The 25,203-nt window shown below is 34.2% G+C and carries 26 protein-coding genes, 3 tRNA genes and 1 pseudogene; all 30 read right to left on the bottom strand.

The window, feature by feature from the left end; all coding sequences use genetic code 11:
- The 30 genes and pseudogenes from purH to BN30_RS06540 all read right to left on the bottom strand — a co-directional run bounded on the left by purH (nt 1) and on the right by BN30_RS06540 (nt 25,203).
- Nucleotides 1–1,535 (bottom strand): annotated as a pseudogene (purH, locus tag BN30_RS09295) (bifunctional phosphoribosylaminoimidazolecarboxamide formyltransferase/IMP cyclohydrolase).
- Entirely contained in the window at nt 1,516–2,130 is a 615-nt protein-coding gene (gene purN, locus BN30_RS06680) for a phosphoribosylglycinamide formyltransferase (RefSeq protein WP_019214731.1), read from the bottom strand. Before purN ends, purH begins: the two are co-directional and overlap by 20 nt.
- Nucleotides 2,112–3,152, bottom strand: a complete 1,041-nt coding sequence (gene purM / locus BN30_RS06675; RefSeq protein WP_019214730.1) for a phosphoribosylformylglycinamidine cyclo-ligase — start codon at nt 3,150–3,152, stop codon at nt 2,112–2,114. Before purM ends, purN begins: the two co-directional genes overlap by 19 nt.
- An 8-nt stretch (nt 3,153–3,160) precedes the next feature.
- Complete coding sequence (gene purE, locus BN30_RS06670; protein WP_019214729.1) at nt 3,161–3,640, bottom strand: 5-(carboxyamino)imidazole ribonucleotide mutase; 480 nt, start codon at nt 3,638–3,640, stop codon at nt 3,161–3,163.
- A gap of 14 nt (nt 3,641–3,654) precedes the next feature.
- Nucleotides 3,655–4,662, bottom strand: coding sequence for a copper amine oxidase N-terminal domain-containing protein (locus BN30_RS06665; RefSeq protein WP_019214728.1), 1,008 nt, complete (start codon nt 4,660–4,662; stop codon nt 3,655–3,657).
- Between the two features lie 100 nt (nt 4,663–4,762).
- Nucleotides 4,763–6,064, bottom strand: coding sequence for a histidine--tRNA ligase (gene hisS / locus BN30_RS06660; protein ID WP_019214727.1), 1,302 nt, complete (start codon nt 6,062–6,064; stop codon nt 4,763–4,765).
- Between the two features lies 1 nt (nt 6,065).
- Entirely contained in the window at nt 6,066–6,764 is a 699-nt protein-coding gene (locus BN30_RS06655) for a DUF6873 family GME fold protein (RefSeq protein WP_019214726.1), read from the bottom strand.
- Between the two features lie 81 nt (nt 6,765–6,845).
- Nucleotides 6,846–6,919 (bottom strand) — tRNA-Cys (locus tag BN30_RS06650).
- A 7-nt stretch (nt 6,920–6,926) separates the two neighbouring features.
- Nucleotides 6,927–7,001: transfer RNA gene (locus BN30_RS06645), tRNA-Gly, on the bottom strand.
- A gap of 3 nt (nt 7,002–7,004) precedes the next feature.
- Nucleotides 7,005–7,080: transfer RNA gene (locus tag BN30_RS06640), tRNA-Phe, on the bottom strand.
- A 92-nt stretch (nt 7,081–7,172) separates the two neighbouring features.
- Complete coding sequence (locus tag BN30_RS06635; RefSeq protein WP_019214725.1) at nt 7,173–8,147, bottom strand: CPBP family intramembrane glutamic endopeptidase; 975 nt, start codon at nt 8,145–8,147, stop codon at nt 7,173–7,175.
- 7 nt (nt 8,148–8,154) lie between these two features.
- A complete protein-coding gene (locus tag BN30_RS06630; protein WP_019214724.1) occupies nt 8,155–10,779 on the bottom strand; it encodes a valine--tRNA ligase in 2,625 nt (874 codons plus the stop codon).
- A 26-nt stretch (nt 10,780–10,805) separates the two neighbouring features.
- On the bottom strand, nt 10,806–12,467 hold the full coding sequence (locus BN30_RS06625) for a ribonuclease J (protein ID WP_019214723.1): 1,662 nt from the start codon (nt 12,465–12,467) through the stop codon (nt 10,806–10,808).
- A 15-nt stretch (nt 12,468–12,482) separates the two neighbouring features.
- Nucleotides 12,483–12,722 carry a DUF1292 domain-containing protein gene (locus BN30_RS06620; protein WP_019214722.1) on the bottom strand — a complete coding sequence of 80 codons (240 nt, stop codon included), beginning with the start codon at nt 12,720–12,722 and terminating at the stop codon, nt 12,483–12,485.
- Complete coding sequence (ruvX, locus tag BN30_RS06615; protein WP_019214721.1) at nt 12,712–13,143, bottom strand: Holliday junction resolvase RuvX; 432 nt, start codon at nt 13,141–13,143, stop codon at nt 12,712–12,714. The genes BN30_RS06620 and ruvX overlap by 11 nt, the downstream gene beginning before the upstream one ends.
- A 41-nt stretch (nt 13,144–13,184) precedes the next feature.
- The gene (locus tag BN30_RS06610) at nt 13,185–13,436 is read right to left on the bottom strand and encodes an IreB family regulatory phosphoprotein (protein ID WP_019214720.1); all 252 of its coding nucleotides are present in this window, start codon (nt 13,434–13,436) and stop codon (nt 13,185–13,187) included.
- Between the two features lie 66 nt (nt 13,437–13,502).
- Nucleotides 13,503–16,136, bottom strand: coding sequence for an alanine--tRNA ligase (alaS, locus tag BN30_RS06605; protein WP_019214719.1), 2,634 nt, complete (start codon nt 16,134–16,136; stop codon nt 13,503–13,505).
- 10 nt (nt 16,137–16,146) lie between these two features.
- On the bottom strand, nt 16,147–17,355 hold the full coding sequence (locus tag BN30_RS06600) for an AI-2E family transporter (RefSeq protein ID WP_084691392.1): 1,209 nt from the start codon (nt 17,353–17,355) through the stop codon (nt 16,147–16,149).
- Between the two features lie 4 nt (nt 17,356–17,359).
- Nucleotides 17,360–17,809 (bottom strand): Fe-S cluster assembly scaffold protein NifU, encoded by a 450-nt coding sequence (gene nifU / locus BN30_RS06595; RefSeq protein WP_019214717.1) that lies wholly within the window; start codon nt 17,807–17,809, stop codon nt 17,360–17,362.
- The gene (gene nifS / locus BN30_RS06590; RefSeq protein WP_019214716.1) at nt 17,809–18,996 is read right to left on the bottom strand and encodes a cysteine desulfurase NifS; all 1,188 of its coding nucleotides are present in this window, start codon (nt 18,994–18,996) and stop codon (nt 17,809–17,811) included. Before nifS ends, nifU begins: the two co-directional genes overlap by 1 nt.
- 444 nt (nt 18,997–19,440) lie before the next feature.
- Nucleotides 19,441–19,896 (bottom strand): IS200/IS605 family transposase, encoded by a 456-nt coding sequence (tnpA, locus tag BN30_RS06585; RefSeq protein WP_019214255.1) that lies wholly within the window; start codon nt 19,894–19,896, stop codon nt 19,441–19,443.
- A 204-nt stretch (nt 19,897–20,100) separates the two neighbouring features.
- Complete coding sequence (locus tag BN30_RS06580; protein ID WP_019214715.1) at nt 20,101–21,054, bottom strand: L-threonine 3-dehydrogenase; 954 nt, start codon at nt 21,052–21,054, stop codon at nt 20,101–20,103.
- A 9-nt stretch (nt 21,055–21,063) separates the two neighbouring features.
- Entirely contained in the window at nt 21,064–21,444 is a 381-nt protein-coding gene (locus BN30_RS06575) for a RidA family protein (protein WP_019214714.1), read from the bottom strand.
- 2 nt (nt 21,445–21,446) lie between these two features.
- Complete coding sequence (gene rsfS, locus BN30_RS06570; RefSeq protein ID WP_019214713.1) at nt 21,447–21,788, bottom strand: ribosome silencing factor; 342 nt, start codon at nt 21,786–21,788, stop codon at nt 21,447–21,449.
- 3 nt (nt 21,789–21,791) lie between these two features.
- Nucleotides 21,792–22,367, bottom strand: a complete 576-nt coding sequence (gene yqeK, locus BN30_RS06565) for a bis(5'-nucleosyl)-tetraphosphatase (symmetrical) YqeK (RefSeq protein ID WP_019214712.1) — start codon at nt 22,365–22,367, stop codon at nt 21,792–21,794.
- Complete coding sequence (nadD, locus tag BN30_RS06560; RefSeq protein ID WP_019214711.1) at nt 22,360–22,950, bottom strand: nicotinate (nicotinamide) nucleotide adenylyltransferase; 591 nt, start codon at nt 22,948–22,950, stop codon at nt 22,360–22,362. Before nadD ends, yqeK begins: the two co-directional genes overlap by 8 nt.
- Nucleotides 22,940–23,233, bottom strand: a complete 294-nt coding sequence (locus BN30_RS06555; protein WP_019214710.1) for a YhbY family RNA-binding protein — start codon at nt 23,231–23,233, stop codon at nt 22,940–22,942. The genes nadD and BN30_RS06555 overlap by 11 nt, the downstream gene beginning before the upstream one ends.
- 8 nt (nt 23,234–23,241) lie before the next feature.
- On the bottom strand, nt 23,242–24,501 hold the full coding sequence (obgE, locus tag BN30_RS06550) for a GTPase ObgE (RefSeq protein ID WP_034450663.1): 1,260 nt from the start codon (nt 24,499–24,501) through the stop codon (nt 23,242–23,244).
- 55 nt (nt 24,502–24,556) lie between these two features.
- Nucleotides 24,557–24,847 carry a 50S ribosomal protein L27 gene (gene rpmA / locus BN30_RS06545; protein ID WP_019214708.1) on the bottom strand — a complete coding sequence of 97 codons (291 nt, stop codon included), beginning with the start codon at nt 24,845–24,847 and terminating at the stop codon, nt 24,557–24,559.
- The gene (locus tag BN30_RS06540) at nt 24,841–25,203 is read right to left on the bottom strand and encodes a ribosomal-processing cysteine protease Prp (RefSeq protein ID WP_019214707.1); all 363 of its coding nucleotides are present in this window, start codon (nt 25,201–25,203) and stop codon (nt 24,841–24,843) included. The genes rpmA and BN30_RS06540 overlap by 7 nt, the downstream gene beginning before the upstream one ends.

Raw genomic sequence — 25,203 nt, 5'->3', positions numbered from 1 at the left:
CTAATGTCTAAAATGTCTCATATGAGTGAATATCATTGCTATATTGTGTTCGTTGCAGCACTTTATAACGTCTTCGTCTGCTACTGATCCGCCCGGTTGAATTATGGCTGTAACGCCTTGTTTTGCAAGTAATTCAACTGAGTCTGTGAATGGGAAGAAAGCATCTGATGCAAGCACTGCTCCTTTTGCTTTGTCTCCAGCCATCTTAACTGATCTTTCTACAGTGAAGAATCTGTTTACGCTGCCAAGGCCTATACCGACTGTAGCTGAGTCTTTTGCAAGTAGTGTTGCGTTTGACTTGCAGTTCTTAACTACTTTCCATCCAAATTTAAGATCTTCTATTTCTTTTTCTGTTGGTTTTCTCTCTGTTACACATTCAAAGTCCTCAAAAAGCTCTGTATCTCTGTCTTGAAGTATCATTCCAGATAGTACTTTTTCATATCCTTTGATGTGTACTCATTATTTGTAATATTTTCAATTGTTAATATTCTTCTGTTTTTCTTTTTGTCTGTTAATATTTTAAAGGCCTCTTCTGTATATGATGGAGCCATGATTACTTCTAAGAAGATGTCTCTCATCTCTTCAGCTGTTTCAGCGTCTATCTCTCTATTTGATGCTATGATGCCACCAAAGATTGATTGGTCGTCACAGTCACGAGCCTTTCTAAATGCTTCAGCTAAAGTATCTGCTGAACCAACGCCACATGGGTTTGTGTGCTTAACGGCAACTATTGTTGGTTTTTCTGTAAACATCTTTAATGTTTCTAAAGCGCCATTAGCATCATTAATATTATTAAATGATAATTCCTTGCCATGTAATTGCTTTGCTGATACTAAAGAGCCTTCTTCAACTTTTGACTCTTTATAGAAAGCTGCTTTTTGATGTGGGTTTTCGCCATATCTAAGTGAACTAATCTTCTTGTAGCCCTTAGTATAGTACTCAGGAAAATCAATTCCTTCTTTTTTATTAAAGTAAGCAGCGATTAGTGAATCATAATAAGCTGTGTAGTTAAATACTTTTCCAGCAAGATACTCTCTTGTCTTAAGAGATGTTTCTTTATTTTCTTTTAGTTCTTTTAATACTAGATCAAAATCGCTTGGATCCATGATAACTGTCACGAATTTATAGTTTTTAGCAGCCGCTCTAATCATAGATGGTCCGCCTATATCTATCTTTTCGATAATTTCTTCGTGAGTTTTGCTTGGGTCATTAACATATTCTTCGAATGGATATAGATTGTTAACTATGATGTCAATATCTGATATATTCATCTTTTTTACAAAATCCTTATCCTCTTCTAAGTCTCTTCTATAAAGAATACCACAGTGGATATATGGATTTAATGTCTTTACTCTGCCATCTAAACATTCTGGAAAATTAGTTACTTCAGTAACTTCTTCTACTTTTAAGCCAGCGTCTATGAGTTTTTTATAAGTTCCACCAGTTGAAATTATACCGTAGCCTAAATTTTCAAGCTCTTTAGCAAATTCAACGATGCCTGTTTTGTCATAAACGCTAATCAATGCTTTTTTCATTAATTTTGCCCCCTATTATTTTATTTATCGCTTCAATCAAAATTTTGTGTTCTATCTCATTTAAAATCTTCTTCTGCAAAGATTCTGCCGTTTCGTCCTCAGCTAGCTTGATTTTTCTTTGTATAATAATTTTGCCCGTATCTGTTCCTTCATCAACAAAATGAACTGTAGCTCCAGAGTACTCATCGCCTGCTTTAATAACGCTCTCATGAACTTTCATGCCCCAAAAACCATCGCCGCAGTGCTTTGGTATTAGTGATGGATGTATGTTGATGATTTTGCCTCTATACTTTTGTATAAATTCATGTGATAAAATCTTTAAGTATCCTGCAAGTACAATTAAATCTGGCTCATACTTATCAAGTACTTCTACGATTGCGTGATTAAATTCATCGCTGTCAGCATATTTTTTAATACTAAAGTAGTAGGTATCAATACCATTGTCCTTAGCTCTTTCTTGTGCATAGGCAGCTTTTCTATCGCTTATAAGACAAACTATCTCAGCATCAAGCTTTTTTTCTTTAACCGCATCGATTATGGCTTGAAAATTAGTGCCAGAACCAGATGCTAGAACGGCTATTTTAAATTTAGACATATTTTTTCCTTAGTTTCTTTTTCTTCAATATGACCTAGTATTATATAATCTTCGCCATGTTTATTAAGAAGTTCTTCAGTTTTTGCTAATTCGTCCTTAGATACAGCAAATACCATGCCTATACCCATATTGAATGTACCGAACATTTCTTCTATATGAACGTCAGCCCAAGTCATTAAATATTTGAAAATTTGTGGTATTTCATAATCTTTTAGGTCTATAACAGCTGTGTAGCCGTCTTTAATCATTCTAGGAATGTTTTCGTAGAAGCCGCCGCCTGTTATGTGTGAAATTGCCTTAACATTAACATGTTCGATGATATCCATCATTGGATCGTAATAAATTCTTGTTGGTGTAAGTAAAACATTTAGTAAAGTATCATCAAGTCCGTCATATTTTTTGTTTACATCAACTTTATCATTATCAAAAATAATTTTTCTAACTAGTGAAAAACCATTTGAGTGAACGCCACTTGATCTAAGACCGATGATAACGTCACCATCTTCAATCTTTGAGCCATCTATAATCTTATCTTCATTTACTACACCTACAGCAAAACCAGCTATATCGTACTCGCCTTCTCCGTAGAAGCCTGGCATTTCAGCTGTTTCTCCGCCTATAAGCGCAGCATGACTCATCTTGCATCCCTCAGCAACACCTGATACTATCTCAGCCATCTTTTCAGGGATAAGTTTAGATGAAGCGATGTAATCAAGGAAGAAAAGTGGTTCAGCACCTTGACAAATGATGTCGTTAACACACATTGCCACAGCATCTATACCGATTGTGTCGTGCTTATCTAAGATAAATGCAAGCTTTAATTTTGTTCCTACACCATCTGTGCCACTTACTAATACTGGTTTATCATACTTTTTAAGATCTATCTTGAATAAACCTGAAAAATTTCCTATATCGTTTAAAACTCCGTCTCTGTTTGTAGATTTGATAAGGCTCTTGATAAGTTTTACTTCTTCGTAGCCCTTAGTCTTATCTACACCAGCGTCTTTATATGTTAATCCCATAGTTCTACCTACTTATTAAGTTCTGCATCGATTTTAACGATGTCATCTCTCATCTTAACCTTATAATCTTCAAGTTTCTTAGCAAGTTCATCGTATTTGATGGCTAAGATTTGAACAGCTAGTATCGCTGCGTTTTCTGCGCCATTGACAGCAACTGTAGCAACTGGAACGCCCTTAGGCATTTGAACAATTGAAAGAAGTGAATCAAGTCCATCCATTAAAGAGCTCTTTACAGGAACTCCTATAACTGGTAGAGTACTAAGTCCTGCTATGACTCCTCCTAAGTGTGCAGCCTTACCTGCAAATGTTATAATTGCCTCGATACCATTCTTTTTTGCGTTTTTAGCAAAATCAAATGCTACTTCTGGTGTTCTGTGAGCTGAGATAACTCTTGTCTCATACTCAACCCCAAAATCATCAAGTACTTTTTGTGATTTTTCAACAACCTCTTTATCAGAGATGCTGCCCATTACTAATGCAACCTTCATATAATTACACTCCTTTAATTAAAATATTTTAAATATTCCTCATTTATATAAAATTTTAGGTCCTCACTTCTAACATAGTGAGATCCTATATTGGAACTTCCAATCGTATCCTTGTAATAATACAAGATTATAGAATTATCAACGATATAATAATTCTTAATATTATTTCTAATGCTGTTCTTTTCTTCTTCAGTCTTAGTTAAATCCTCAAGTATCGTCTCTCTAACATTTTGATCTTTTTTAATTAAATCTTCATATTTAATCTCTTCAGCACTATTGAAATTAAATGTCTTTGTATAAAATTCACTGTTTGTAGAGTCATCATTGTAAACACTATTGATATAAAAGCATAAAGATACTAATCTCTCGTCAGACCTTGCTATATCATAAGTAAAATACATTTTCTTAAGTTTAGCATCATTCTTTGCTTTTTCAACGTGCTCATCAACAAATTTCTTGATTTGTTCATTAATTTTATTTCTATATGCTCTCTTTACATCTTCAGTACTGAAAAATACTGGATAAGCTAGGCTGTAATTAGCCTCATTCACTATACCAGTCTTTATGCCATCAATCGCATTTCTTATATAAATTGTATCAGCGACTACAAATGTATCATAATCAAGTAAATAGTACAAAACATCTATAGGTAGATACATCTTCATGTCTACTTGCATAGGTGCATAATCAAGCTCGATCTTGTTATTATTTGATGTAATATAATTTTTCGATCCAAGCTTAACCTTTATATTCTTTATACCTTTTTTGAAAAAGCAAGACTTGTCCTCGCCGTTCCAATATATATCAAAGTTTAGCTTTGTAAATACCTCTCTTGCTGGTATGAATAAAGCTTTCACATCATCCTTATTAGCTCCTTGTAATTCAAACACTTTATCCTCTAAATCAGAGTTAACAAGGCCAGATATTTTATTGATTTTTGATTCTTCAATATTTTTTGCATAAGAATTAAAACTCATGAAAAACATAAGAGCAGATAAAACTATTAATAAAAGTTTTTTCATCATACCACCTCAAAATTATTATACCACAAAAGACCTGCTACATTCAAGTAATACTTTAATAAATGTAAAAATCCCTATACTTATTCGTATAGGGATTGATTTATTTTATTAAAGTTTTCAATTCGTCTATGCTAATGCTTATATTCTCTTTGCTCTTAAGGTCTCTTACCGATAACTTCTTATTTTCTAGTTCTTCTTGTCCTAGGAAGATGATATAGTCAAAGCTATAGCTTTCGGCAAAATCAAAAATTTTCTTCATCTTCATCTTGGAGTAAAGTACTTCAGAGTGAGCGCCTAACTCATGTAATTCATTTAACACGCTTATAGCGTAGCTCATGTCAATATCAAGTGGAGCGACCAAGAAAGATTTTTCTTCACTTTCAAATTTTGGAAGAATGTTCTTTTCACTCAATTGGAAGAATAATCTTGTTAATCCGATGGATATACCAACGCCTGGAAGCTCTCTCTTTGAGTAGAACTGAGTAAGATTCTCATAGCTACCGCCGCCAGCAACACTGCCCAGCTCCTTGTAATCATCAAGAACAGTCTCAATAACAGTTGATGTGTAATAATCAAGTCCTCTTTGTAATTTTAAAGTGAATTTATAATTATTTTTATCAACATTAAATAATTTGATATTTTCCAAAACTTCTTTCATCTCAGCAAGACCTTTTAAGAAAATTTCATTATCAATACCAAGCCCTTCCAAGTGAGCGATAGTCTCTTCATTTGTTCCTTCAAACTCGATTAAATCAATAATCTTTTTAACAGAATCAGACTTTATACCTTGATTAATAAGAAGTTCCTCAAGGCTATCTCTACCTATCTTGTCATACTTATCAAGCGCGCGAACAGCCTCTACAGTATCTTCAACACCTTGACTCTTTAAGAAACCATTCATGATATTTCTATTGTTAATCATGATAGTGAATTTATCAAAACCAAACTTTTTAAATATAATGCTGATAATTTTAACAAGCTCTGCATCATAGAATTTTGAAAGCTTTTCATCGCCTATGATATCGCAGTCACATTGGTAAAACTCTCTGTATCTACCCTTTTGGTTCCTCTCGCCCCTATAAACCTTGGCGATTTGATATCTTTTGAATGGAAATTTAAGTTCATGCTCATGCATACTAACGTATCTTGCAAGAGGCACAGTCAAATCAAAGCGCAAAGATGTCTCAGTCGAAGTATTTGCAATATTATAAATTTGTTTTTCAGTTTCTCCGCCGCCCTTAGCAAGAAGTATCTCAGTCTTCTCCAAAGCAGGCGTATCAATAGGTAAAAAAGAGAAAAGTTCATAAGTTTCTCTAATTATGTCCTTCATCCTGTTAAAAATTAATTGCTCATGAGGTAAAAGTTCCATAGTACCCGGCAATATCGATGGTTTTACTAGCATATTATTCCTCCATAATCATCAAAGTTCCTATATCAAATATATCATATTCCGTCAAATAAATCAATTCTTTATTGATTTCTCGTGCAAATTCTTCCAAGCGAATCCTATTAGCCTCGCTAATAATTTTACCCGTTAAAAATATCTTATCACGCGCATATCCACTCGCCCCGCCTATAAATCCATAGTCATAATCTTTAATCTTTACAAAGCCCTTGTCTAGCAAAATGCATTTTTTGCCCAAAGATTTTATAATTTCATGCAAATATTTGTCATCCGTCGCAAAATACTCGCCACCTATATCAATCACAGAGCATTTCACATAGCCTTGAGATGAGTTTGTAATCTTTTCCTCATCAAAACGTTTTATAATGCTTTTAGCACATACATCTCTTTTGCAAATCAAGTGATCACCTGCGCGTAGCGCATTGAACTTTATATCAGATGGATATTTTTCATGAGGATCTTCATTTGCATTGATGATATTTATCTTAGTACCTTTAAAAATTTCATTATAATAATCAAAAGATTCGCAGCTCGCAATTAAAGTCTCTTCGTCATATTTAAAAAGTGACATATCAGGATGAGTCTTGACCGCCCCTTTCAAAATTTTACTCTCAAACGATGGAAAAGCCTTTATATTAAATTCACTAAGCTTATAGCGAAGAATATCATAATAAGCTCTGTCAACTATAGCAATCATTTCATCACCTAAGATAATTATATCACAAAAAGCATTTTAGGCGCAAAAAAAGAAGCGTGCTTCAAACACGCTTCAAGTTTGTGGAGGCGGCAACCAGATTTGAACTGGTGGTCAAGGTTTTGCAGACCTGTGCCTTACCACTTGGCTATGCCGCCAAAAAAATGGAGCGGAAAACGAGATTCGAACTCGCGACCCTCGCCTTGGCAAGGCGATGCTCTACCACTGAGCCATTTCCGCAAGTGGTGCCCAGAGCCGGGATCGAACCAGCCACACGTAGATTTTCAGTCTACTGCTCTACCGACTGAGCTATCTGGGCACACTAGTCAGCTCGTGCTGACTAGTCTATGATACTATAAATTGATTTAATTGTCAAGACTTTTTTAATATTTATTTAATATTTTAAAAATATTATACTGCTAAATTTTTTATCATGCCTAGTGACATAAGTAGAGGCAATCCTGCCATGATGATCCATACTACTATGTTAAAGGCTAGTGGCAGGTATGAGAACTTTGCTGGCGCTTCTACGTCCAAAGTGCAGTCTGTTTCTTCTATCACTTCTTTTGTCTTCATTTTTGATAAAACTCTATATAGTACAAAAATTATGACTATGGCTATGAGTACCATGAATATGCCTTGTAAAAGACTTATGTTTAAATCGGCTTCGCCTAGTGTTAATACGTTCATATCGCTACCTGATGCGCTATCTAGCAAATCTTTTTGGAATATGCTAAGTATAACTGAGCAGGTATTGAATGTAAAGTGGCCTAGCATTGAGGAGTAAAGTGAATTTGTTTTTTCGTTTAAAACTGAAAATACGTATCCAAGTATGAATGGCGCGACTATGTTGAATGGATTCACATGCATTAGCATAAATAATAATGCTGTATATACATAGGTAAATACTTTTCCCTTTGATTTTTTTGCTGGTGCGCTCAAAAGGCCTCTTACGAAAAATTCTTCGCAAATGGCTGGTAGCACGCCTATAATCAAAACGCTGTATATGCTCATGACTCCGCCTGATTTTACGTTGATCTGTGGTACTCTTACCTCGCCAAATAGGCTATAGAACTTGATTAAAAGTGCCGAGCTTATTCCAACTAGTGGATAAACTAAAAGTGTTAAAAGTACTGATGTAAGTGCTTCTTTGCCTGTGATTTTATTTAGTCTAAAATATCTTTTGAAATTAACTTTCTTTTGCTTAACATAAACTAAGACTGGAACTAAAAGTATCAGCACTTCGCCCGCGAATAAACCTAGGTAAAGGTCTACTGTTTGAAGCATTGAGCCTAGGAAGATGTATGCAATAAAAAGTACTGTATATAGCCACGAAGCTTTATTGATGTCTATACCGGTTTTGTTTAATTTATTTTCTTTATACATCTCTCACCTACTTTAGTTCTTCTAGTCTCTTTATAGTTTTATCTAATAAGTCTTTGTAATTTTCTAGTTTTTCTTTCTCTTTGTCAACAACATCTTTTGGTGCTTTGCTAACAAATTTTTCATTTGAAAGTTTTTTCTCAAGTCTTTCTACTTCAAAATCTAATTTTTCTTTTTCTTCCTTAAGTCTTTGTTTTTCTTTTTCAAAATCTATTAACTCGTTTAATGGGAAGAAAATTTCCGCATTTGTCATCATTATGGATGTAAAATCTTTATTGATCATGTCTTTATTATCAAGTATAGTGATTTTGTCAATATGTTCAAGGTCTTTAAAATAATTAGCACTATCACTATAAAGTTTTCCTGCCGCTTCATCGTTTGGATAAACTAGCATTGAGAAGTGCTTTGAAGGCTCGATGTTCATATCTGTCTTCATCTTTCTAATTGCCTTGATAGCGTTTTTGATTAATTCTAAATCATTTAGCTCTTCTTCGTAATATTTTATATCCTTTGGCCAATCGCTGATGATTAGTGGAGTCTTTCTATTTGGTAAGTAGCTCCAAATCTCTTCTGTGATAAATGGCATGAATGGATGAAGTATCTTTAAAATATTTTCCAAGATGTATAAAATAACGTTTTGAGCGTTAATGTTGTCTCTATCGTATAATCTTGTCTTAACAAGTTCTATATACCAGTCGCAGAAGTCCTCCCAAATAAAGTCTTGTACTTTAGCAGCTGCTATACCTATCTCGTATTTATCAAGATTATTGTTGATTTCGTCTACAACAGTTTTTAGTCTTGAGATTATCCACTTATCTTCTCTTTCTAATTTGTCATAGCGGGCGCTATAGTCATCTCTATCATCAAGGTTCATAAGAACAAATCTTGATGCGTTCCATAATTTATTGGCAAAATTCCTTTGTGGCTCAACTTTTTTAACGCTATATTTAATATCATTACCTGGAGCGTTATTTGTGATAAGTGAGTATCTTAGCGCATCGGCGCCATATTCACTAATTACTTGTAGTGGGTCAATGCCGTTACCTAGTGATTTACTCATCTTTCTGCCTTGTACGTCTCTGATAAGACCTGTTAATAACACGTCTTTAAATGGTACCTCGCCAGTTTGTTCTAATGATGAGAATATCATTCTACTTACCCAGAAGAATATTATGTCATAGCCTGTTACTAATAAATCTGTTGGGAAAAATCTCTTGTAATCATCTGAGTCTGTGTCTGGCCAGCCAAGTGTTGAGAATGGCCAAAGAGCTGATGAGAACCAAGTGTCAAGTGTGTCTTCATCTTGTCTTAGATGTTCTGAACCGCACTTATCGCACTTTTCTGGTTTTTCCTTACTCACGATGTATTCACCGCAGTCGTCACAATAATAAACAGGGATTCTGTGTCCCCACCATAATTGACGGGAAATACACCAGTCTCTGATGTTTTCAAGCCAATTTTCATAAATTTTACCAAATCTTTCAGGAATTATATTTACTTTGTTTTCTCTATATGCTTCGAGCGCTTTTTTAGCCATCTCTTCCATCTTAACAAACCATTGAAGTGAAGCTAATGGCTCGATGATTGTATTGCATCTTTCGCAGTGACCAACAGAGTTTTCGTGTTTTTCTACCTTTACTAGTAGGCCTTGTTCGTCAAGGTCTTTGATTATTCTCTCTCTTGCTTCGTATCTGTCAAGACCTTTGTAAGCGTAGCCATTTTCATTTATTTTAGCATCTTCATCTATAACGATTAGTTGACCAAGATTGTGTCTAGCACCTACTTCGAAGTCGTTAGGGTCATGTGATGGCGTAATCTTTACGCAGCCTGTACCGAAGGATGAATCAACATATTCATCGGCAATAACTGGTATTTGTCTATCTGTTAATGGCAAATCAAGTGTTTTGCCAACTAAATCAGTATATCTTTCATCGTCTGGATTAACAGCTACTGCTAAGTCACCTAAAAGTGTCTCTGGTCTAGTAGTTGCAATAGTTACATAGCCAGTCTTATCTGAGTATGGGTACTTTATATACCACATCTTTCCTTCTTGTGGCTCATGTATAACTTCAGTATCTGATACAGCTGTGTGGCAGTGTGGACACCAGTTAACTATCCTCATGCCTCTATAAATATAATCTTTTTTGTATAACCTTTCAAAAACTTCGTAAACAGCCTTTGTTAAGTGCTCATCAAGCGTAAAGCTATCACGAGACCAATCACATGATGAACCTAATTTTTTTAGCTGCTCTTTGATGTTGCCACCATATTTATGAGTCCAGTCCCAAGCTTCTTCTAAGAACTCTTCTCTTGTTAAGTCGCTCTTCTTAATGCCTTCTTTTTTAAGCTTTTCAACAACTTTTGCTTCAGTAGAAATGGATGCATGGTCAGTTCCTGGTAGCCAAAGTGCGTTGTAGCCTTGCATTCTCTTATATCTGATAACTATATCTTGTATTGTACCATTAAGTGCATGACCAAGATGAAGGTTACCTGTTACGTTTGGTGGCGGCATGATGATGGTAAAAGATTCTTTACTATCGTCAGTGCTTGGCTTGAAATATTCATTGTCCATCCAAAATTTATAAATATTATCTTCAAAATCAGCTGGATTATATGATTTTTCTAAATTTTTCATAATTCCTCCCGAGTAAAATTTTATAATTATACCTCCATAATTACAGGAAGTATCATAGGATTTCTCTTCATTGTTTGATATATATACTTTTTCAAACTGTCTCTGATGGCATTTTTAATGCTTGACCAGTCTGATATATGTCTTCTTTGGCAATCTTCTATAGCAAGGATAACTTTTTTCTTTGCTTCTTCCATCAGATCATCTGCTTCTCTAACATAGACAAAGCCTCTTGATATGATGTCCGGGCCAGCTATAGTTGAGCCGTCTTCTTTACTTAGTGTCAAGACAACTATGATCAAGCCGTCTTCAGATAAGTGTTTTCTATCTCTTAAAACGATGTTACCAACGTCACCAACGCCAAGGCCATCGACCAAAACATTGCCTGAAGTGACTTCATCAACTATTTCTGCCTTTCTCTTGTCAAGTTCAAGCACTTCACCGTTTTTCATAATGAAGATATTCTTAGGATTCATGCCCATGCTCTCAGCAAGGGACGCGTGTATCTTAAGATGTCTTTGTTCACCGTGAACTGGTATGAAATATCTCGGCTTAATAAGTGAATGTATAAGCTTAAGCTCTTCTTGACATGCGTGTCCTGATACGTGTATTTCGCCAAGTGATTCGTATATAACTTTTGCATCAAGCTCTATAAGCTTGTTAATGACCTTTGAAATGGCATTTTCATTGCCTGGTATTGGATGAGCTGAAAGTATGATTAAATCATTTGGTGTAAGCTGAATTTTTCTGTGCTCGTTATAAGCAATCCTTGTAAGTGCACTCATTGGCTCGCCTTGAGATCCTGTTGTTATTATGCAAAGCTCTCTGTCATCATACTTATTCATCTTATTTATATCAATAAGACTTGAGTCTTTAACTCTTAAGTAGCCTAAATCTTTAGCAACATTAACGTTGTTTATCATGGATCTTCCTGATAAAACTATCTTTCTGCCATGTTTTTCAGCTGCTTCAATAATTTGTTGTATTCTTTGTATATTTGATGCAAATGTCGCAACTATGATTCTATTCTCAGTATACTCGTGGAAAATGGTTCTAAATGTCTCGCCAACTACTCTTTCACTTAGAGTATAGCCCTTTCTTTCAACGTTTGTACTCTCTGCTAATAAGCAAAGAACGCCTTTATCGCCAAGCTCAGCGAATCTGTTTAAATCGTTCACCCCACCCATAATTGGTGTAAAGTCAATCTTAAAGTCACCTGTATGAACTATAACGCCTGCAGGTGTGTGAAATGCTAGTGCTGCTGAGTCAGGTATACTATGACATTGTCTGATAAATTCAACAACAATTTTGCCTAATCTAACCTTATCATTAAAGTTCACAACGTGCATCTTTGGTTTTAAATTGTGTTCCTTTAATTTATTTTCTAGTAGTCCTAAAGTTAGTCTAGTACCATAAATAGGTACATTTATCTTCTTTAAGACGTATGGTATAGCTCCTATGTGGTCCTCGTGACCATGTGTTAAGACTATACCTTTAATTCTCTCTTTATTTTTTTCTAAATATGTGATATCTGGAATTACGATATCCACGCCCAGCATCTCGTCCTCTGGAAATGTCATACCGCAATCGCATATAACTATATCGTTATCACATTCAATAAGAGTAATGTTCTTTCCGATCTCATTAAGGCCACCCAGTGGGATGATCCTTAGTTTGTTACTCTTTAACATCTTTTCCTCCTTTTATTAATTTGTTTTATCTAATTCTTCAAAGGCTTCTTGAGCTTCTCTTAGCTCCTCATCGTCTAAGCCTATGAATACTAAATTTCCTTCTTCATCTTCAGTATACTTCATTATATAGTAGTCTTCATCTTCTTCTGTTTCATACATTACTATATACTTTTCAGTATCTATCTCAAATGTAGCTTCTACGATAAATTCTATCTCTTTTCCGTTATCGTCATGAAGCAATATTTTATTCTCCATTTTTTCCCCTTTGCATATCTAAATATGTTCTCAAAATATAATTCGCAGCGATTGAGTCAACATACTTTTTTCTGTTTTCTCTGCGCACATTCGTATCAATTAAAACTCTTGTCGCACTAACAGTAGTTAGTCTCTCATCAACATAGACAATTTCAATATCTTCTATGTTTTTTCTCATAAAATCCATGTACTTTTTAACTTTTTTTGCTTGTGGTCCAAGGCTTCCATCCATGTTCTTAGGAAGACCAACAACTAAAGTTTTTACGCCGTACTGTTCAATGATTTCCTTTAATTTGTCTCTATCTTCTAATTTTGAAGTTCTAAAAATTGTGTTTAGTGTTGTGACAATGATTTGCAATTCATCTGAAATCGCAAGACCAACTGTTTTATCGCCAACATCTAAAGCTAAAATTCTTTCCATAATTTCACCTAAAAATAATAGGGGTTATAAGCCCCTATTAATCATTTCAAATAATCAACGAGTATTGCCTCCAAAAGCTCATCTCTTTCCATTTGTATAATCATCGATCTCGCATCGTTGTAGCTTGTTATATATGTCGGATCGCCTGATAAGATATATCCTATAATTTGGTTGATAGGATTGTATCCTTTAGCTTCTAGAGCTTCACAAACTTTATTTAATATTTCTTTTGGTGATTGAACTGTTTCCTTTTGAATATTAAATTTCATTGTCTCATCAAATTTCTTATCCATACTATCACCTCTACCTATAGTATATCATAAAAGAGCGAAGTCTTCAATGATTATTTCTTATAATAATTAGCCTAATATCTCTTTTAATTTTTCTTCAGCTTTTATTTCAAAATCTTTAAGCCTATCTGAGTTGCCTCCACCAGCTTGAGCCATGTCATCTCTTCCGCCGCCCTTAGCATCTAGTAATGGAGCGATGTTTTTCATCAAGATGTTTGCTGTAACTACCTTGCTTACAATATCTTTTGTAAGTGTAATTATAAATGATGTTTTACCACCAATGTCAGCTGCTACCATAACTATACCTGATTTAACTTTGTCTTTAAGCTTGTCGCCTGCTTGTCTTAATTCGTTCATGTTGCCAGCATCAATCACACTAATTATATAATTGATACCGTTAATATTTTTCACTTCACTATCAAGATTTTTAAGCTCTGCATTTTGTATCTTGTTCTTTAAATCTTTTATTTGTTTTTCTCTATCTTTTAAATCGCTAATTGTTTGTTCAGCCTTATTAATAAGGTCATCTTTATTAGTTTTAAATGTTTCACTAAGCTTATCTAGTTCAGCCTCGTTATCATTTAAGTATTTATATGTGTTTCTGCCTGTTAAAGCTTCGATTCTCCTAACACCTGCTGCTATACCAGTTTCTTGAACTATCTTAAATATTCCTACTTCGGAAGTATTTTTAACGTGAGTACCACCGCATAATTCCATTGAGAAATCGCCAACTTTAACTACTCTTACTAAATCTCCGTATTTGTCTTCAAATAGACCTGTTGCGCCCATCTTTTTAGATTCTTCTAAACTAACTACTGATGTGTCAACGTCTATAGCATCAAAAATGCTTTCATTAACAATGTTTTCAACTTGTTTTATTTCTTCAGCAGTCATTGCTTGGAAGTGTGTAAAGTCAAATCTAAGTCTTGTTGGGCTAACTAAGGAGCCTGCTTGATTAACATGAGTGCCTAGAACCATCTTTAAAGCTTTGTGTAGTAGGTGGGTTGCTGTATGGTTCTTGCGTGTATCTTGTCTAAGCTTGTAATCAATCTCAGCGTCTAGCTTATCGCCAGTTTTTAGCTCACCTTTTTCTACTTCAACTTCGTGAAGCACAAGTCCAGTCTTAGTCTTCTTTGTATCGATTACCCTTAAAGTAGCCTTATCATTTTTAAGCGTACCGACGTCACCAACTTGTCCACCTGATTGACCGTAGAAAGGTGTTTTATCAAGTATAACTATGGCTTTGTCGCCTTCCTTGATTGAGTCAACAAGATTTTTATCCTTAACTATAGCGTTTACCTTAGCATCATCATTAACATTGAATTCATAGCCGATAAATTCATTCTTATAATTTTCATAAATGTCAAGATTTAGGTCACTATTCCAGCCAGAGTCTTCTATATGAGCATTTTCTTTTGCTCTAAGCTTTTGCTCTTGCATGTTCTTATTGAACTCGTCTTCATCTACTGAAATTCCATTTTCTTCAAGAATTTCCTTAGTTATATCAAATGGGAAGCCATAAGTATCATATAGAATGAAAGCTTTTTCGCCAGAAAGACTCTTCTTTCCTTCTTTTTTAAGCTCATCAATGTATGAGTTTAGTATGTTCATACCTTGATTGATAGTTTCTTCAAATTTAGCTTCTTCAGCGCTTATAATCTTGATTATAGTATCTTTATTTTGAGCAAGTTCTGTATAGTGATATGACCAGCCATCGATAACTTTTTGAACAAGATCAGCTAAGAATGGTCTGTCTATGCCAAGAAGCTTACCGTGTCTGATCGCACGCCTAATTATCTTTCTAAGTACATAACCTCTTGACTCGTTTGATGGTATAATGCCGTCTGAAACCATAAATGTCATGCTTCTTACGTGGTCAGCGATTATTCTTATAGATATGTCATCTTTTTCATTTTCTTTATATTTTTTATTTGAAAGTCTTTCAATCTCTTCAATAATGCTTCTAATTTCTTTAATATCGAAGATTGAGTGAACGCCTTGCATAACACATGCCATTCTTTCAAGGCCCATTCCAGTATCTATATTAGGATGGCTTAACGGTTCATACTCATCTTTTGATTTTCTATCAAATTGAGTAAATACAAGGTTCCAAACTTCTATAAGTCTTTCGTTTTCTACTCCATCATCAAAGTTTTTTAATGTGCCGTAGCTTTCTCCTCTATCGTAGAAAATTTCAGTACATGGACCTGATGGACCTGTCTCTAGCTCCCAGAAGTTGTCTTCTTTGCCAAGTCTTACTAATCTCTTTGGATCTTGGCCTTCTTTTACCCATAAATCAAAGGCTTCGTCGTCATCCTTAAATACTGTGATCCATAGCTTTTCAGGTTCTATTTCAAATTTTTCTGTAAGTAAAGTCCACGCCCAATGAATTGCTTCTTTTTTGAAATAATCTCCAAAAGAGAAGTTTCCAAGCATTTCAAAGAAAGTTCCGTGTCTATCAGTTTTACCAACATTGTCGATATCGCCAGTTCTGATACACTTTTGGCAAGTAGTCATTCTCTTCGATGGAGCACTTAATTCGCCTGTAAAGAACTTTTTAAGTGGTGCCATACCAGCACCTATTAATAATAATGATTTATCATCCTTTGGTATTAGCGAAAAACTTTTTTCAGCTAAGTGGTCTTGATTTTTAAAGAAATTTAAATATTCATCTCTTATTTGGTCTAAAGATAAATTTTTCATATATACACCTCTAATTATTTTTATTTACAATATACTCATTATACACCGTTTTTATAACAAGTGCAATAGGTACAGCTAGTATCATACCTAAAAATCCGAATAGTGACGCTCCTAATACTAAAAGGAATAAAACAACTATTGGATGAAAGCCAGTTTCTTCTGATAATATCTTTGGTCCGACTATGTTATTTTCTACCCATTGAAGGAATAAATACATAATAAGTATCCAAAGTGCTTTTATTGGACTTTCTATAAAACCAAAAACAAAGGCTGGCACTAAACCCATAAGTGGTCCGACATAAGGAATTATGTCAGCAACACAAGTAATTATACCTATAACAAAAGAAAATTCAACCCCTAAGATAAGAAGCATTATAAATGTTGCAAACCCTACGAAAATCGCCATCTTAATTTTGCCAATGACATACTTAGTCATATCATCATGAATGTTTGAGAATAGTCTTAGTAATCTCTCTTTTTTAGATTCTGGTAAAAGTCCTTTGAATCTATTCTTTATTTGCTCCTTGTCCTTTAAAAAGTAAAAAGCAAATATTGGTGTTAGCACCAAAGAAAATACAAAACTCATAACATTCTTAGCAGAAGCAAGTAAAAAATTGCCCGCGTTGGCTGTTTGTGTTTTATAAATTTTTGATAAATTATCAACTATAAGCTTATTATCAAGATTTATTCCTTTAAGAATTTCATATTGACTTAAAAATTCATTGATTGATTTAAGCGTTTGTTCATAATACTCTGGGAATTTAATTAACAGATTTTTGATATCAGAAATAGTCTTAGGAAATACTGTGAATCCTAAGATTAAAAATATAAGAACAACTATTAGAAAAACAGTTAAAATCGCAAGAGTCTCCGAAATCTTAAGTCTTTTACGCACGCTTTTCACCATAGGGTTTAAAAAGTACGCAAGCATTGCCGCAACTAGTATAGATAGTGTTACCGTTCTTACCATAAGGAAGCTCTTGTATATGTATATGAAGAAAAGCACCGCCAAAACTGCTATAATAAATTTTATGATTACAGTTTTAGAAAATATAAGTCTTTCGCCGTCTTCAACGTGTCTGTTACCTATATTAATAAGATAATATATGCCCAAAGCTAATATTATTATTTGCAAACCAAGGAGGATACCATTTAAGGCTCCTCCTTGATTTATCAAACTAATAATGTTCTCGTTACTTGTACTTGTTAATAAGTTCATCTTTTTAGTCTAGTTCTACATGCTCGTGGTCATGTAAATCATCTTTTGGTGGTTCGTAATTTTCAAGACCTTTTACCTTGTGACCAGACTTTTCTTGGTAGTCATAAAGTGCTGCCTTGATAGCTTCTTCAGCAAGTACTGAGCAGTGCATCTTAATTGGTGGTAGTCCATCCAAATTTTCAGCAACTTCCTTGTTAGATAGGTTTATAGCATCATTTATTGACTTTCCTTTAATAAGTTCTGTAGCCATTGATGATGATGCGATAGCTGTACCGCAGCCATAAGTCTTAAACTTAACATCTGTAATTATATCGTTTTCGTCTATCTTAAGGTACATCCTCATGATGTCGCCGCACTTTGCATTACCAACTTCGCCAACACCACTTGGGTTTTCCATCTCTCCTACATTTCTTGGATGCATGAAGTGATCCATAACTTTTTCAGAATATAACATTATATTTCTCCTTTCGCAATAGCCTCATCATATAGAGGAGACATTTGTCTTAATCTTTCTATAATCTTTACAAGACTATCTACAACGTAGTCTACATCTTCATCAGTGATTTCTTCTGAGAATGTTAATCTTAAAGAACCGTGAGCAATTTCGTGTGGTAAGCCTATAGCAAGTAATACATGTGATGGATCAAGTGAACCTGATGCACACGCAGAACCTGTTGAGCCAGCTATGCCAGCTGCGTCAAGCATTAGTAGAAGAGCTTCGCCTTCAACGTACTTAAAGCAGAATGAAGCGTTTCCTGGTAATCTCTTGCTTTCGTCCTTGCTTCCGTTATATAGTGTATATGGAATTTTTTCCATAATTTCTTTAACTAATCTATCTCTTTTATCTCTTAGATAATTATTGTGCTTATCAAAATTGTCATATAATAATTCTATAGCTTTTGCAAGACCGATGATTTCAGCAGTGTTTTCAGTTCCCGCTCTTCTCTTTCTTTCTTGTCCACCACCATGAATTAAATTGTCAATATTAACACCTTTTCTGATGTATAAAGCACCTATGCCCTTTGGTCCATAAAGTTTATGTCCTGATAAACTCATCATGTCAACACCTAAGTCTTGAACGTCTATCCTAACATTACCAACTGCTTGAACAGCGTCTGTATGGAAGAAAACATTGTGCTTATGAGCTATAGCAGCCGCTTCTTTGATTGGCTCAATAGTTCCTATCTCATTATTTGCAAACATTATACTAATAAGTATAGTATCTTCTCTTATAGCGTTTTCAAGCTCTTTAAGATCAATAAAACCGTCTGAATCAACGCTTAGGTATGTTATTTCAAAACCTTCCTTTTCAAGGAATTTGCATGTGTTAAGTATAGCTGGGTGCTCAATCTTTGTTGTAATTATGTGTCTACCTTTGTCCTTGTACTTAAAAGCACATCCCTTTAAAGCCCAGTTGTCTGATTCTGAGCCACAGCTTGTAAAATATATTTCATCTGCCTTGCAGTTAAAGTATGATGCAATCTTTTCTCTTGCCTCTACCACATCCTTCTTTACATCAGTTGCTAATGAGTAAAGACTTGATGCGTTGAAGTACTTTTCTCCATAATATGGTAGCATAGCATCTATAACTTCTTTTCTAACTCTTGTTGTTGCAGCATTATCCAAATAAATAAAGCCCATCATAATCCCCCTTTTATAAAATCATACAAAAATAAAAAATCCCTATTTTATTTTTATATGTATATGTATGTGATAATAAAATTCTTTATGTAATATGATTGGCCCGTAATATGTATATGTTTATATTCAATTGTATTCATATTATATTATATATATAAATATTTGTCAAGCAATCTTAAATTTTTTCTCAGGTATAAGAATTTGTAATACTAAGAGCGTTTGAGATAAAATTCTTTTAATAAACTTAATTATTTTATATGTTCAAATGAAACAATTTACCAAAATTTCTTTTCTTCGACCTATATATACCCAAGAAAATATTTTATAAACACAATAAATATCCCCCGGCCTAGCCGGGGGTTTTTCTCATGCGGCCCAAAGGGCCTGTATTACTAGCCACGCCTCAAGGACGTTGGTTAATCTGTCACTTGCAAATTATACTAGCTACCCTTTAAAAGGGTCTATTGTATCAAATGTCAGCTGTTCACTAAGCTGGTCTTGTTTCAATTGATTTTGTATATACTCTTGTATGATTTTTGTATTTTTTCCTGCTGTATCTACATAATAACCTCTACACCAAAATTGACGTCCTCTGTACTTATATTTTAAATTGCCCCATTTTTCATAAATCATTATACTGCTTTTTCCTTTTAAGAATCCCATGAAGCTTGATACTGCTAATTTGGGTGGTATTTCTACCAACATGTGTACATGATCTGGGCAAACTTCTGCTTCTATTATATTAACTTCTTTCCAACTACATAATTCTCTTAAAATTTGTCCTATTTCAAGTCTTTTATCTCCAAAAAATTCTTTCCTTCTATACTTGGGTGCAAACACTATGTGGTATTTGCAATTCCATTTAGTATGTGATAAACTATGTGTGTCATTCAATGACATTTTTAATTCCTCCCTTATTTGATTTTATATTGCAATTGACAGATTACAATTATATTATATCAAATAGGGAGGTTTTTTTGTTTGTTTATCACCGCTAAAGCTAAACTGAACCCCCAGTCTAACTGGGGGTTTTCTAATACAAAAAAACAGAATGATTTCTCACTCTGTTTTGCATAATTTTTTAACTAAATTGTTTTTAATTAATTATTTTAGTTTTTCTTTTAGCTTTTCAAGCATGTCTTTACTCATTGTGTCAAGGTCATACTCAGGCTTCCAGCCCCATTCTGCTCTTGCACAGCTATCGTCTAATGAGTTTGGCCATGAATCTGCAATTGCTTGTCTTACTGGGTCAACATTGTATGTCATAGTAAATTCTGGCATGAATTTTTGTATTGACTTTTTAATTTCTTCTGGTTCAAAGCTCATTGCAGCGATATTAAATGCGTTTCTGTGTATTAGTTTTGATCCGTCAGCTTCAATAAGTTGAATTACTGCGTTCAAAGCGTCTGGCATATACATCATATCCATGTATGTACCTTCTTTGATGAAGCATTCGTATGAACCTTTTTTAATTGCATCATAATAGATATCAACAGCGTAGTCAGTTGTTCCTCCGCCTGGAAGTGTATCGTATGAGATGATGCCAGGGAATCTAACTCCTCTTGTGTCAACACCAAATCTTAAGTGATAGTAATCGCAAAGGTTTTCTCCAGCTACCTTAGTTACACCGTACATAGATGTTGGTCTTTGTAATGTTGTTTGAGGTGTTTTATCCTTTGGTGTATCTGGTCCAAAGCAAGCGATTGAACTTGGTGTAAATACTTGGCATTCATTTTCTCTAGCAACTTCAAGAACGTTGAATAAACCGCCCATATTTATTTGCCAGCACTTTTGTGGCACTTTTTCACCAACTGCTGAAAGAAGTGCTGCTAAGTGAACTATAGTGTTTACTTTATATTTATCGGCTACTTCTTTAATTCTATTGCCATCAGTAACGTCGATTAATTCGAATGGACCTGCATCGATGATGTCTTTTCTTTCAGGTAATTCTCTAACATCTGATACAATAACATTGTGGTCGCCATATTCTTTTCTAAATCTCTTTACAAGTTCAGAACCGATTTGTCCTAAAGCTCCAGTAACTAATACTTTTCTCATTTCTTCCTCCTATTTGTATGCAATTGCTTCTATTTCGATAAGCCCATTCTTAGGTAGAGTTGATACCTCTACGCAAGATCTTGCAGGTTTATGACTTGAGAAGTATTTTTCGTAAACGCCATTAACTTTTGAAAAATCTTTCATATCTTTTACAAAAATAGTTGTCTTAACTACATCTTCTAATGTAAAGCCAGCTTCGTTTAGAATTGCTTCAACATTTTTAATTGATTGTTCAGTAGCTTTTTCAATATCATCTGAGATTAATTCTCCTGTTTCAGGATTTATTGGTAATTGTCCTGATGTGAAACAAAATCTTTCAAAAGCAATCGCTTGAGAATATGGTCCTACAGCACCTGGTGCTTTTTTAGTGTCTACAGTTTTTAGACTCATGGTTATTCCTCACTTTCTATTTCTAAATTTTTCCATAATCTTTCAAGATTATAGTACTCTCTGTCATCACTTAAAAATATGTGAACGATTATGTCTTCATAATCCATAATTATCCAATTGCTTGTTGCCTTTCCTTCAACGCGTCTTGGCAAAATTCCTTGCACAGCAAGTTTTTCGTCTACCTCGTCCATGATTGACTCAGCTTGTGATTTATTATTGGCTGAACAGATTACAAAATAATCAGCAATAGAGCTTTTTTCTCCTATAAATATAGTATCAATATCAAAGCCCTTCTTAGCTTCAATTGCATTTTGAATTATTTCTAATTTCTCTTTAATTTCCAAAAATTATTCTCCTTTCAATTCCAATAATAAAGAATTCCTCGTTTTTAATGATTGTGGATGAACATATAAACCCTCTTCTAATAAATAGCATAGGTTATAGTTCACTGCTTCATACGCCGCTTTTGATAGACCTTCATATTTAAACTCTCTAAGCTTTTCAGCCATAGCATAAGTCCTTAAAGGTTCTGCAAAATCTGCGTAAAACACAATTTTTTCTAAGTCGCTCATATTTTCTCTTCCAAGAGCGTGATTTTTTATTGCTAAAAGTATTTCCTCATCTTTTATTCCGTACTCATCTCTTGCTATATAGTATCCAAGTAAAGCATGAAGTACTTTTATTGTGTGACTTAAATCACCACTAATTATTATATCAAATTCTTTTGCCTTTTGCAATATCTTATCAGTATCTTTATATTTTGCACAGTCGTGTAAAAGTCCTGCGACCCTTGCTTTTTCTTCATCTACGCCGTAATATTTTGCAAGTTCTACTGAAAAATTCATAACTGACAAAGAATGCTCATACCTTGACTCTTTTACTTCACTTCTAAGTTTTTCTTTAAACTTTTCAATATCATACATATAAGTTCTCATCCTTTATAAACTTTTCTACCTCATCAGTGACAAGATATTTAATTGACTTTCCTTCTTTAATCATCTCGCGTATCATGCTTGATGATATCTCTACTCTTTTGTTATTTAATACTTTTATATCGGCTCCATACTTTTCTTTATACTCATTAATCTTCATCTCAATGGCCTCGTCTTCGTCATCTCTTCTTAGTACCAGGATTTTATATTTTTTAAGTATTTCATCTATTTTGTACCACCAATCAAGATTCATAAGACTGTCTGAGCCTATAAGTATAGTGACGTCATCATCACTAAGCTTTGAAATTTTTTCAAGTATTAAATAAAGTTTGCCCTCTAAATTATATTTTTTCTCTATGCTTGAGTAGGCAAATTTATCATTATCCTTTATCGCCATCTTTAACATTTTAAGTCTTGTATCAAAATCAAGTGTATCCTTATAATATGGATTCATAGTTGGGATAAAGACTACTTTGTCAAAGCCTTCTTCATTGATTGAGTTTTCAGCCAAGATTAAATGTCCATTGTGAATGGGATTAAACGTGCCGCCAAAAATAAGTATCTTATTTTTCATCTTGCAAAAGTCTTGTCCTTTTTAATGACTCTCTATAAATTACAAATATTGAGCCAATTTGTTGAACGAATTCACAGTTTAATTCTTCCATAAGAAAGGCTTGTGCTTCTTTAACATCTTCTGATGAATTATTTAAAACTCTAATTTTAACAATTTCATTCTTTTCTAAATAATCATCGATTTGATTGATAAATTCAGCCGAAATACCATCCTTACCTATTTGAAATGTTGCTTTTAAATTTTGTGCGATTGATTTTAATTTTGCTCTTTCTTTTCCTGTCATAATATCACCTAACTATAATAATCAAACTCAAAGCCGCATACATCGACTGTATCTGAGTCTTCTAGTCCAAGCTCTCTAAGTTCATCCATGATGCCTTCTTTTTCAAGGAATCTTTGGAAATATCTTAGCGAATCTATATTATCTGCATAAACGCCGGCTAAAACGTTTTCTACCTTAGTTCCTTCAACGAAATAAATGCCATTTGATTTATATACATGAACTGGAATGTCTGTATCTTCTTTAATGTATACAGTATCGTCAAATGTTTCGTTAGCATTTCTTGGCATGTCTTTAATGATGTCATATAGCTTATACTTAAGCATCTCAACGCCTTCAAGTGTTGCGCTGCTTGTAATAACGCTATCGTAGCCCATCTCTTTAAACTCATTTTGAAGCTTTTCTAGCTCTTCTTTTTCATAAACTAAATCAGCCTTATTTAATACGACTAATTGCTTTTTATTTTTTAATTTTTCATTATATGAAAATAATTCTTCATTTATCTTTTTAAAATCTTCAATCGGATTTTCTCTTTCAGATCTTGATGCATCAACGACGTGAGCAAGTACGTTAGTCCTTTCTATATGCTTTAAAAAGCTATGGCCAAGTCCAAGTCCTTCGTGTGCGCCCTCAATAAGTCCTGGGATGTCGGCTGCAACAAAGCTGTTGTTATCCTTTGTTGTAACTACACCAAGGTTTGGCTCAAGTGTTGTAAAGTGATAGTTAGCAATCTTTGGTTTTGCTCTTGAAATCACCGATAAAAGTGATGATTTGCCTACGTTTGGGTAGCCTATGAAGCCAACGTCAGCTATAAGCTTTAACTCAAGTATTACTTTTATCTCTTCACCTTTTTTACCTGGCTCTGCAAATGTTGGTGCCTGCCTTACAGAGTTTTTGAATTTCGCATTGCCTCTGCCGCCTCTGCCGCCTTTAGCTATGATGACTTCGTCGCCATCATTTTTTAAGTCCATAATAAGTCCCTTTGAATTAAACTCCTTAACAAGTGTTCCAACAGGAACCTTAAGTATCATGTCCTCGCCATCTTTACCATATTGCAATTTATTCTTGCCGTTTTCGCCATTATCAGCCTTAAATATTCTTTTATGTTTAAAATCTATAAGCGTTCTCATATTTGAGTCAGCTTTTAAAATTATGGATGCTCCTTTGCCTCCATCGCCACCGTAGGGCCCTCCAGCAGGTTCAAACTTTTCTCTTCTCCAGCCAACCATGCCGTCGCCGCCCTTGCCAGCTTTTAGTTCTAAAACTACCATGTCTAACACATTATCACCACCTTAAAAAAAGGAACCGTGTACCGGTTCCTTCAAACTATGCTAAAACTTCTTTTGGATATACACTTACTTGTTTTCTTTTCTTGTCTTTTCTTTCGAATTTAACAACGCCATCAATCATAGCAAAAAGTGTATCGTCTTTTCCTCTACCGACATTATTACCGGGATGAATCTTTGTTCCTCTTTGTCTTACTAGAATGTTACCTGATAGAACGAATTGGCCGTCTCCACGCTTTGTTCCAAGCATTTTTGGCTTACTATCTCTACCGTTTTTTGAAGAACCAAGTCCCTTTTTAGAGGAGAATAATTGTAAATTAATTTTTAACATTTCTTTACCTCCTTCACATATAAAGCTACTCTATCGGAGTATTCCTTATATATATTTTTAACGCTTAGTAATAAAGACCTAAGTAGTATCTGACTTATGTAGTCCTTGTCAGGATCATCTGTCTTATACTTAAAATTTAATTTAACCTCGTCTTTATCTTCATCTTCATAAATTTCCACGAAATATTCTTCGTTTTCATTTAATCCTGCTATTTCTTCTAAAGAATTGACTGTCGATATTGAAAGTGCTGAAAGACTCGCACAAACTATGCCATCTTCATGTGCGTAATTTGCATGTCCATCAAATTCAAATTCTAATATCTTGCCATCCTTTTCGAAAAAAGTTACTGTAGTCAT

The sequence above is a fragment of the Fenollaria massiliensis genome, from assembly GCF_000312505.2.
GTDB lineage: Bacteria > Bacillota > Clostridia > Tissierellales > Peptoniphilaceae > Fenollaria > Fenollaria massiliensis.
Note: the sequence above shows the minus strand (reverse complement) of the source record. Positions and strands in the feature narration are given on the sequence as shown.

What these genes read in the sequence shown, in the direction of transcription:
- purN (WP_019214731.1), bottom strand. Translation starts at nt 2,130, where the DNA reads ATGTCTAAATTTAAAATAGCCGTTCTAGCATCTGGTTCTGGCACTAAT.
- purM (WP_019214730.1), bottom strand. Translation starts at nt 3,152, where the DNA reads ATGGGATTAACATATAAAGACGCTGGTGTAGATAAGACTAAGGGCTAC.
- purE (WP_019214729.1), bottom strand. Translation starts at nt 3,640, where the DNA reads ATGAAGGTTGCATTAGTAATGGGCAGCATCTCTGATAAAGAGGTTGTT.
- BN30_RS06665 (WP_019214728.1), bottom strand. Translation starts at nt 4,662, where the DNA reads ATGAAAAAACTTTTATTAATAGTTTTATCTGCTCTTATGTTTTTCATG.
- hisS (WP_019214727.1), bottom strand. Translation starts at nt 6,064, where the DNA reads ATGCTAGTAAAACCATCGATATTGCCGGGTACTATGGAACTTTTACCT.
- BN30_RS06655 (WP_019214726.1), bottom strand. Translation starts at nt 6,764, where the DNA reads ATGATTGCTATAGTTGACAGAGCTTATTATGATATTCTTCGCTATAAG.
- BN30_RS06635 (WP_019214725.1), bottom strand. Translation starts at nt 8,147, where the DNA reads ATGTATAAAGAAAATAAATTAAACAAAACCGGTATAGACATCAATAAA.
- BN30_RS06630 (WP_019214724.1), bottom strand. Translation starts at nt 10,779, where the DNA reads ATGAAAAATTTAGAAAAATCATATAATCCAGCTGATTTTGAAGATAAT.
- BN30_RS06625 (WP_019214723.1), bottom strand. Translation starts at nt 12,467, where the DNA reads ATGTTAAAGAGTAACAAACTAAGGATCATCCCACTGGGTGGCCTTAAT.
- BN30_RS06620 (WP_019214722.1), bottom strand. Translation starts at nt 12,722, where the DNA reads ATGGAGAATAAAATATTGCTTCATGACGATAACGGAAAAGAGATAGAA.
- ruvX (WP_019214721.1), bottom strand. Translation starts at nt 13,143, where the DNA reads ATGGAAAGAATTTTAGCTTTAGATGTTGGCGATAAAACAGTTGGTCTT.
- BN30_RS06610 (WP_019214720.1), bottom strand. Translation starts at nt 13,436, where the DNA reads ATGGATAAGAAATTTGATGAGACAATGAAATTTAATATTCAAAAGGAA.
- alaS (WP_019214719.1), bottom strand. Translation starts at nt 16,136, where the DNA reads ATGAAAAATTTATCTTTAGACCAAATAAGAGATGAATATTTAAATTTC.
- BN30_RS06600 (WP_084691392.1), bottom strand. Translation starts at nt 17,355, where the DNA reads ATGAACTTATTAACAAGTACAAGTAACGAGAACATTATTAGTTTGATA.
- nifU (WP_019214717.1), bottom strand. Translation starts at nt 17,809, where the DNA reads ATGTTATATTCTGAAAAAGTTATGGATCACTTCATGCATCCAAGAAAT.
- nifS (WP_019214716.1), bottom strand. Translation starts at nt 18,996, where the DNA reads ATGGGCTTTATTTATTTGGATAATGCTGCAACAACAAGAGTTAGAAAA.
- tnpA (WP_019214255.1), bottom strand. Translation starts at nt 19,896, where the DNA reads ATGTCATTGAATGACACACATAGTTTATCACATACTAAATGGAATTGC.
- BN30_RS06580 (WP_019214715.1), bottom strand. Translation starts at nt 21,054, where the DNA reads ATGAGAAAAGTATTAGTTACTGGAGCTTTAGGACAAATCGGTTCTGAA.
- BN30_RS06575 (WP_019214714.1), bottom strand. Translation starts at nt 21,444, where the DNA reads ATGAGTCTAAAAACTGTAGACACTAAAAAAGCACCAGGTGCTGTAGGA.
- yqeK (WP_019214712.1), bottom strand. Translation starts at nt 22,367, where the DNA reads ATGTATGATATTGAAAAGTTTAAAGAAAAACTTAGAAGTGAAGTAAAA.
- nadD (WP_019214711.1), bottom strand. Translation starts at nt 22,950, where the DNA reads ATGAAAAATAAGATACTTATTTTTGGCGGCACGTTTAATCCCATTCAC.
- BN30_RS06555 (WP_019214710.1), bottom strand. Translation starts at nt 23,233, where the DNA reads ATGACAGGAAAAGAAAGAGCAAAATTAAAATCAATCGCACAAAATTTA.
- obgE (WP_034450663.1), bottom strand. Translation starts at nt 24,501, where the DNA reads ATGGTAGTTTTAGAACTAAAAGCTGGCAAGGGCGGCGACGGCATGGTT.
- rpmA (WP_019214708.1), bottom strand. Translation starts at nt 24,847, where the DNA reads ATGTTAAAAATTAATTTACAATTATTCTCCTCTAAAAAGGGACTTGGT.
- BN30_RS06540 (WP_019214707.1), bottom strand. Translation starts at nt 25,203, where the DNA reads ATGACTACAGTAACTTTTTTCGAAAAGGATGGCAAGATATTAGAATTT.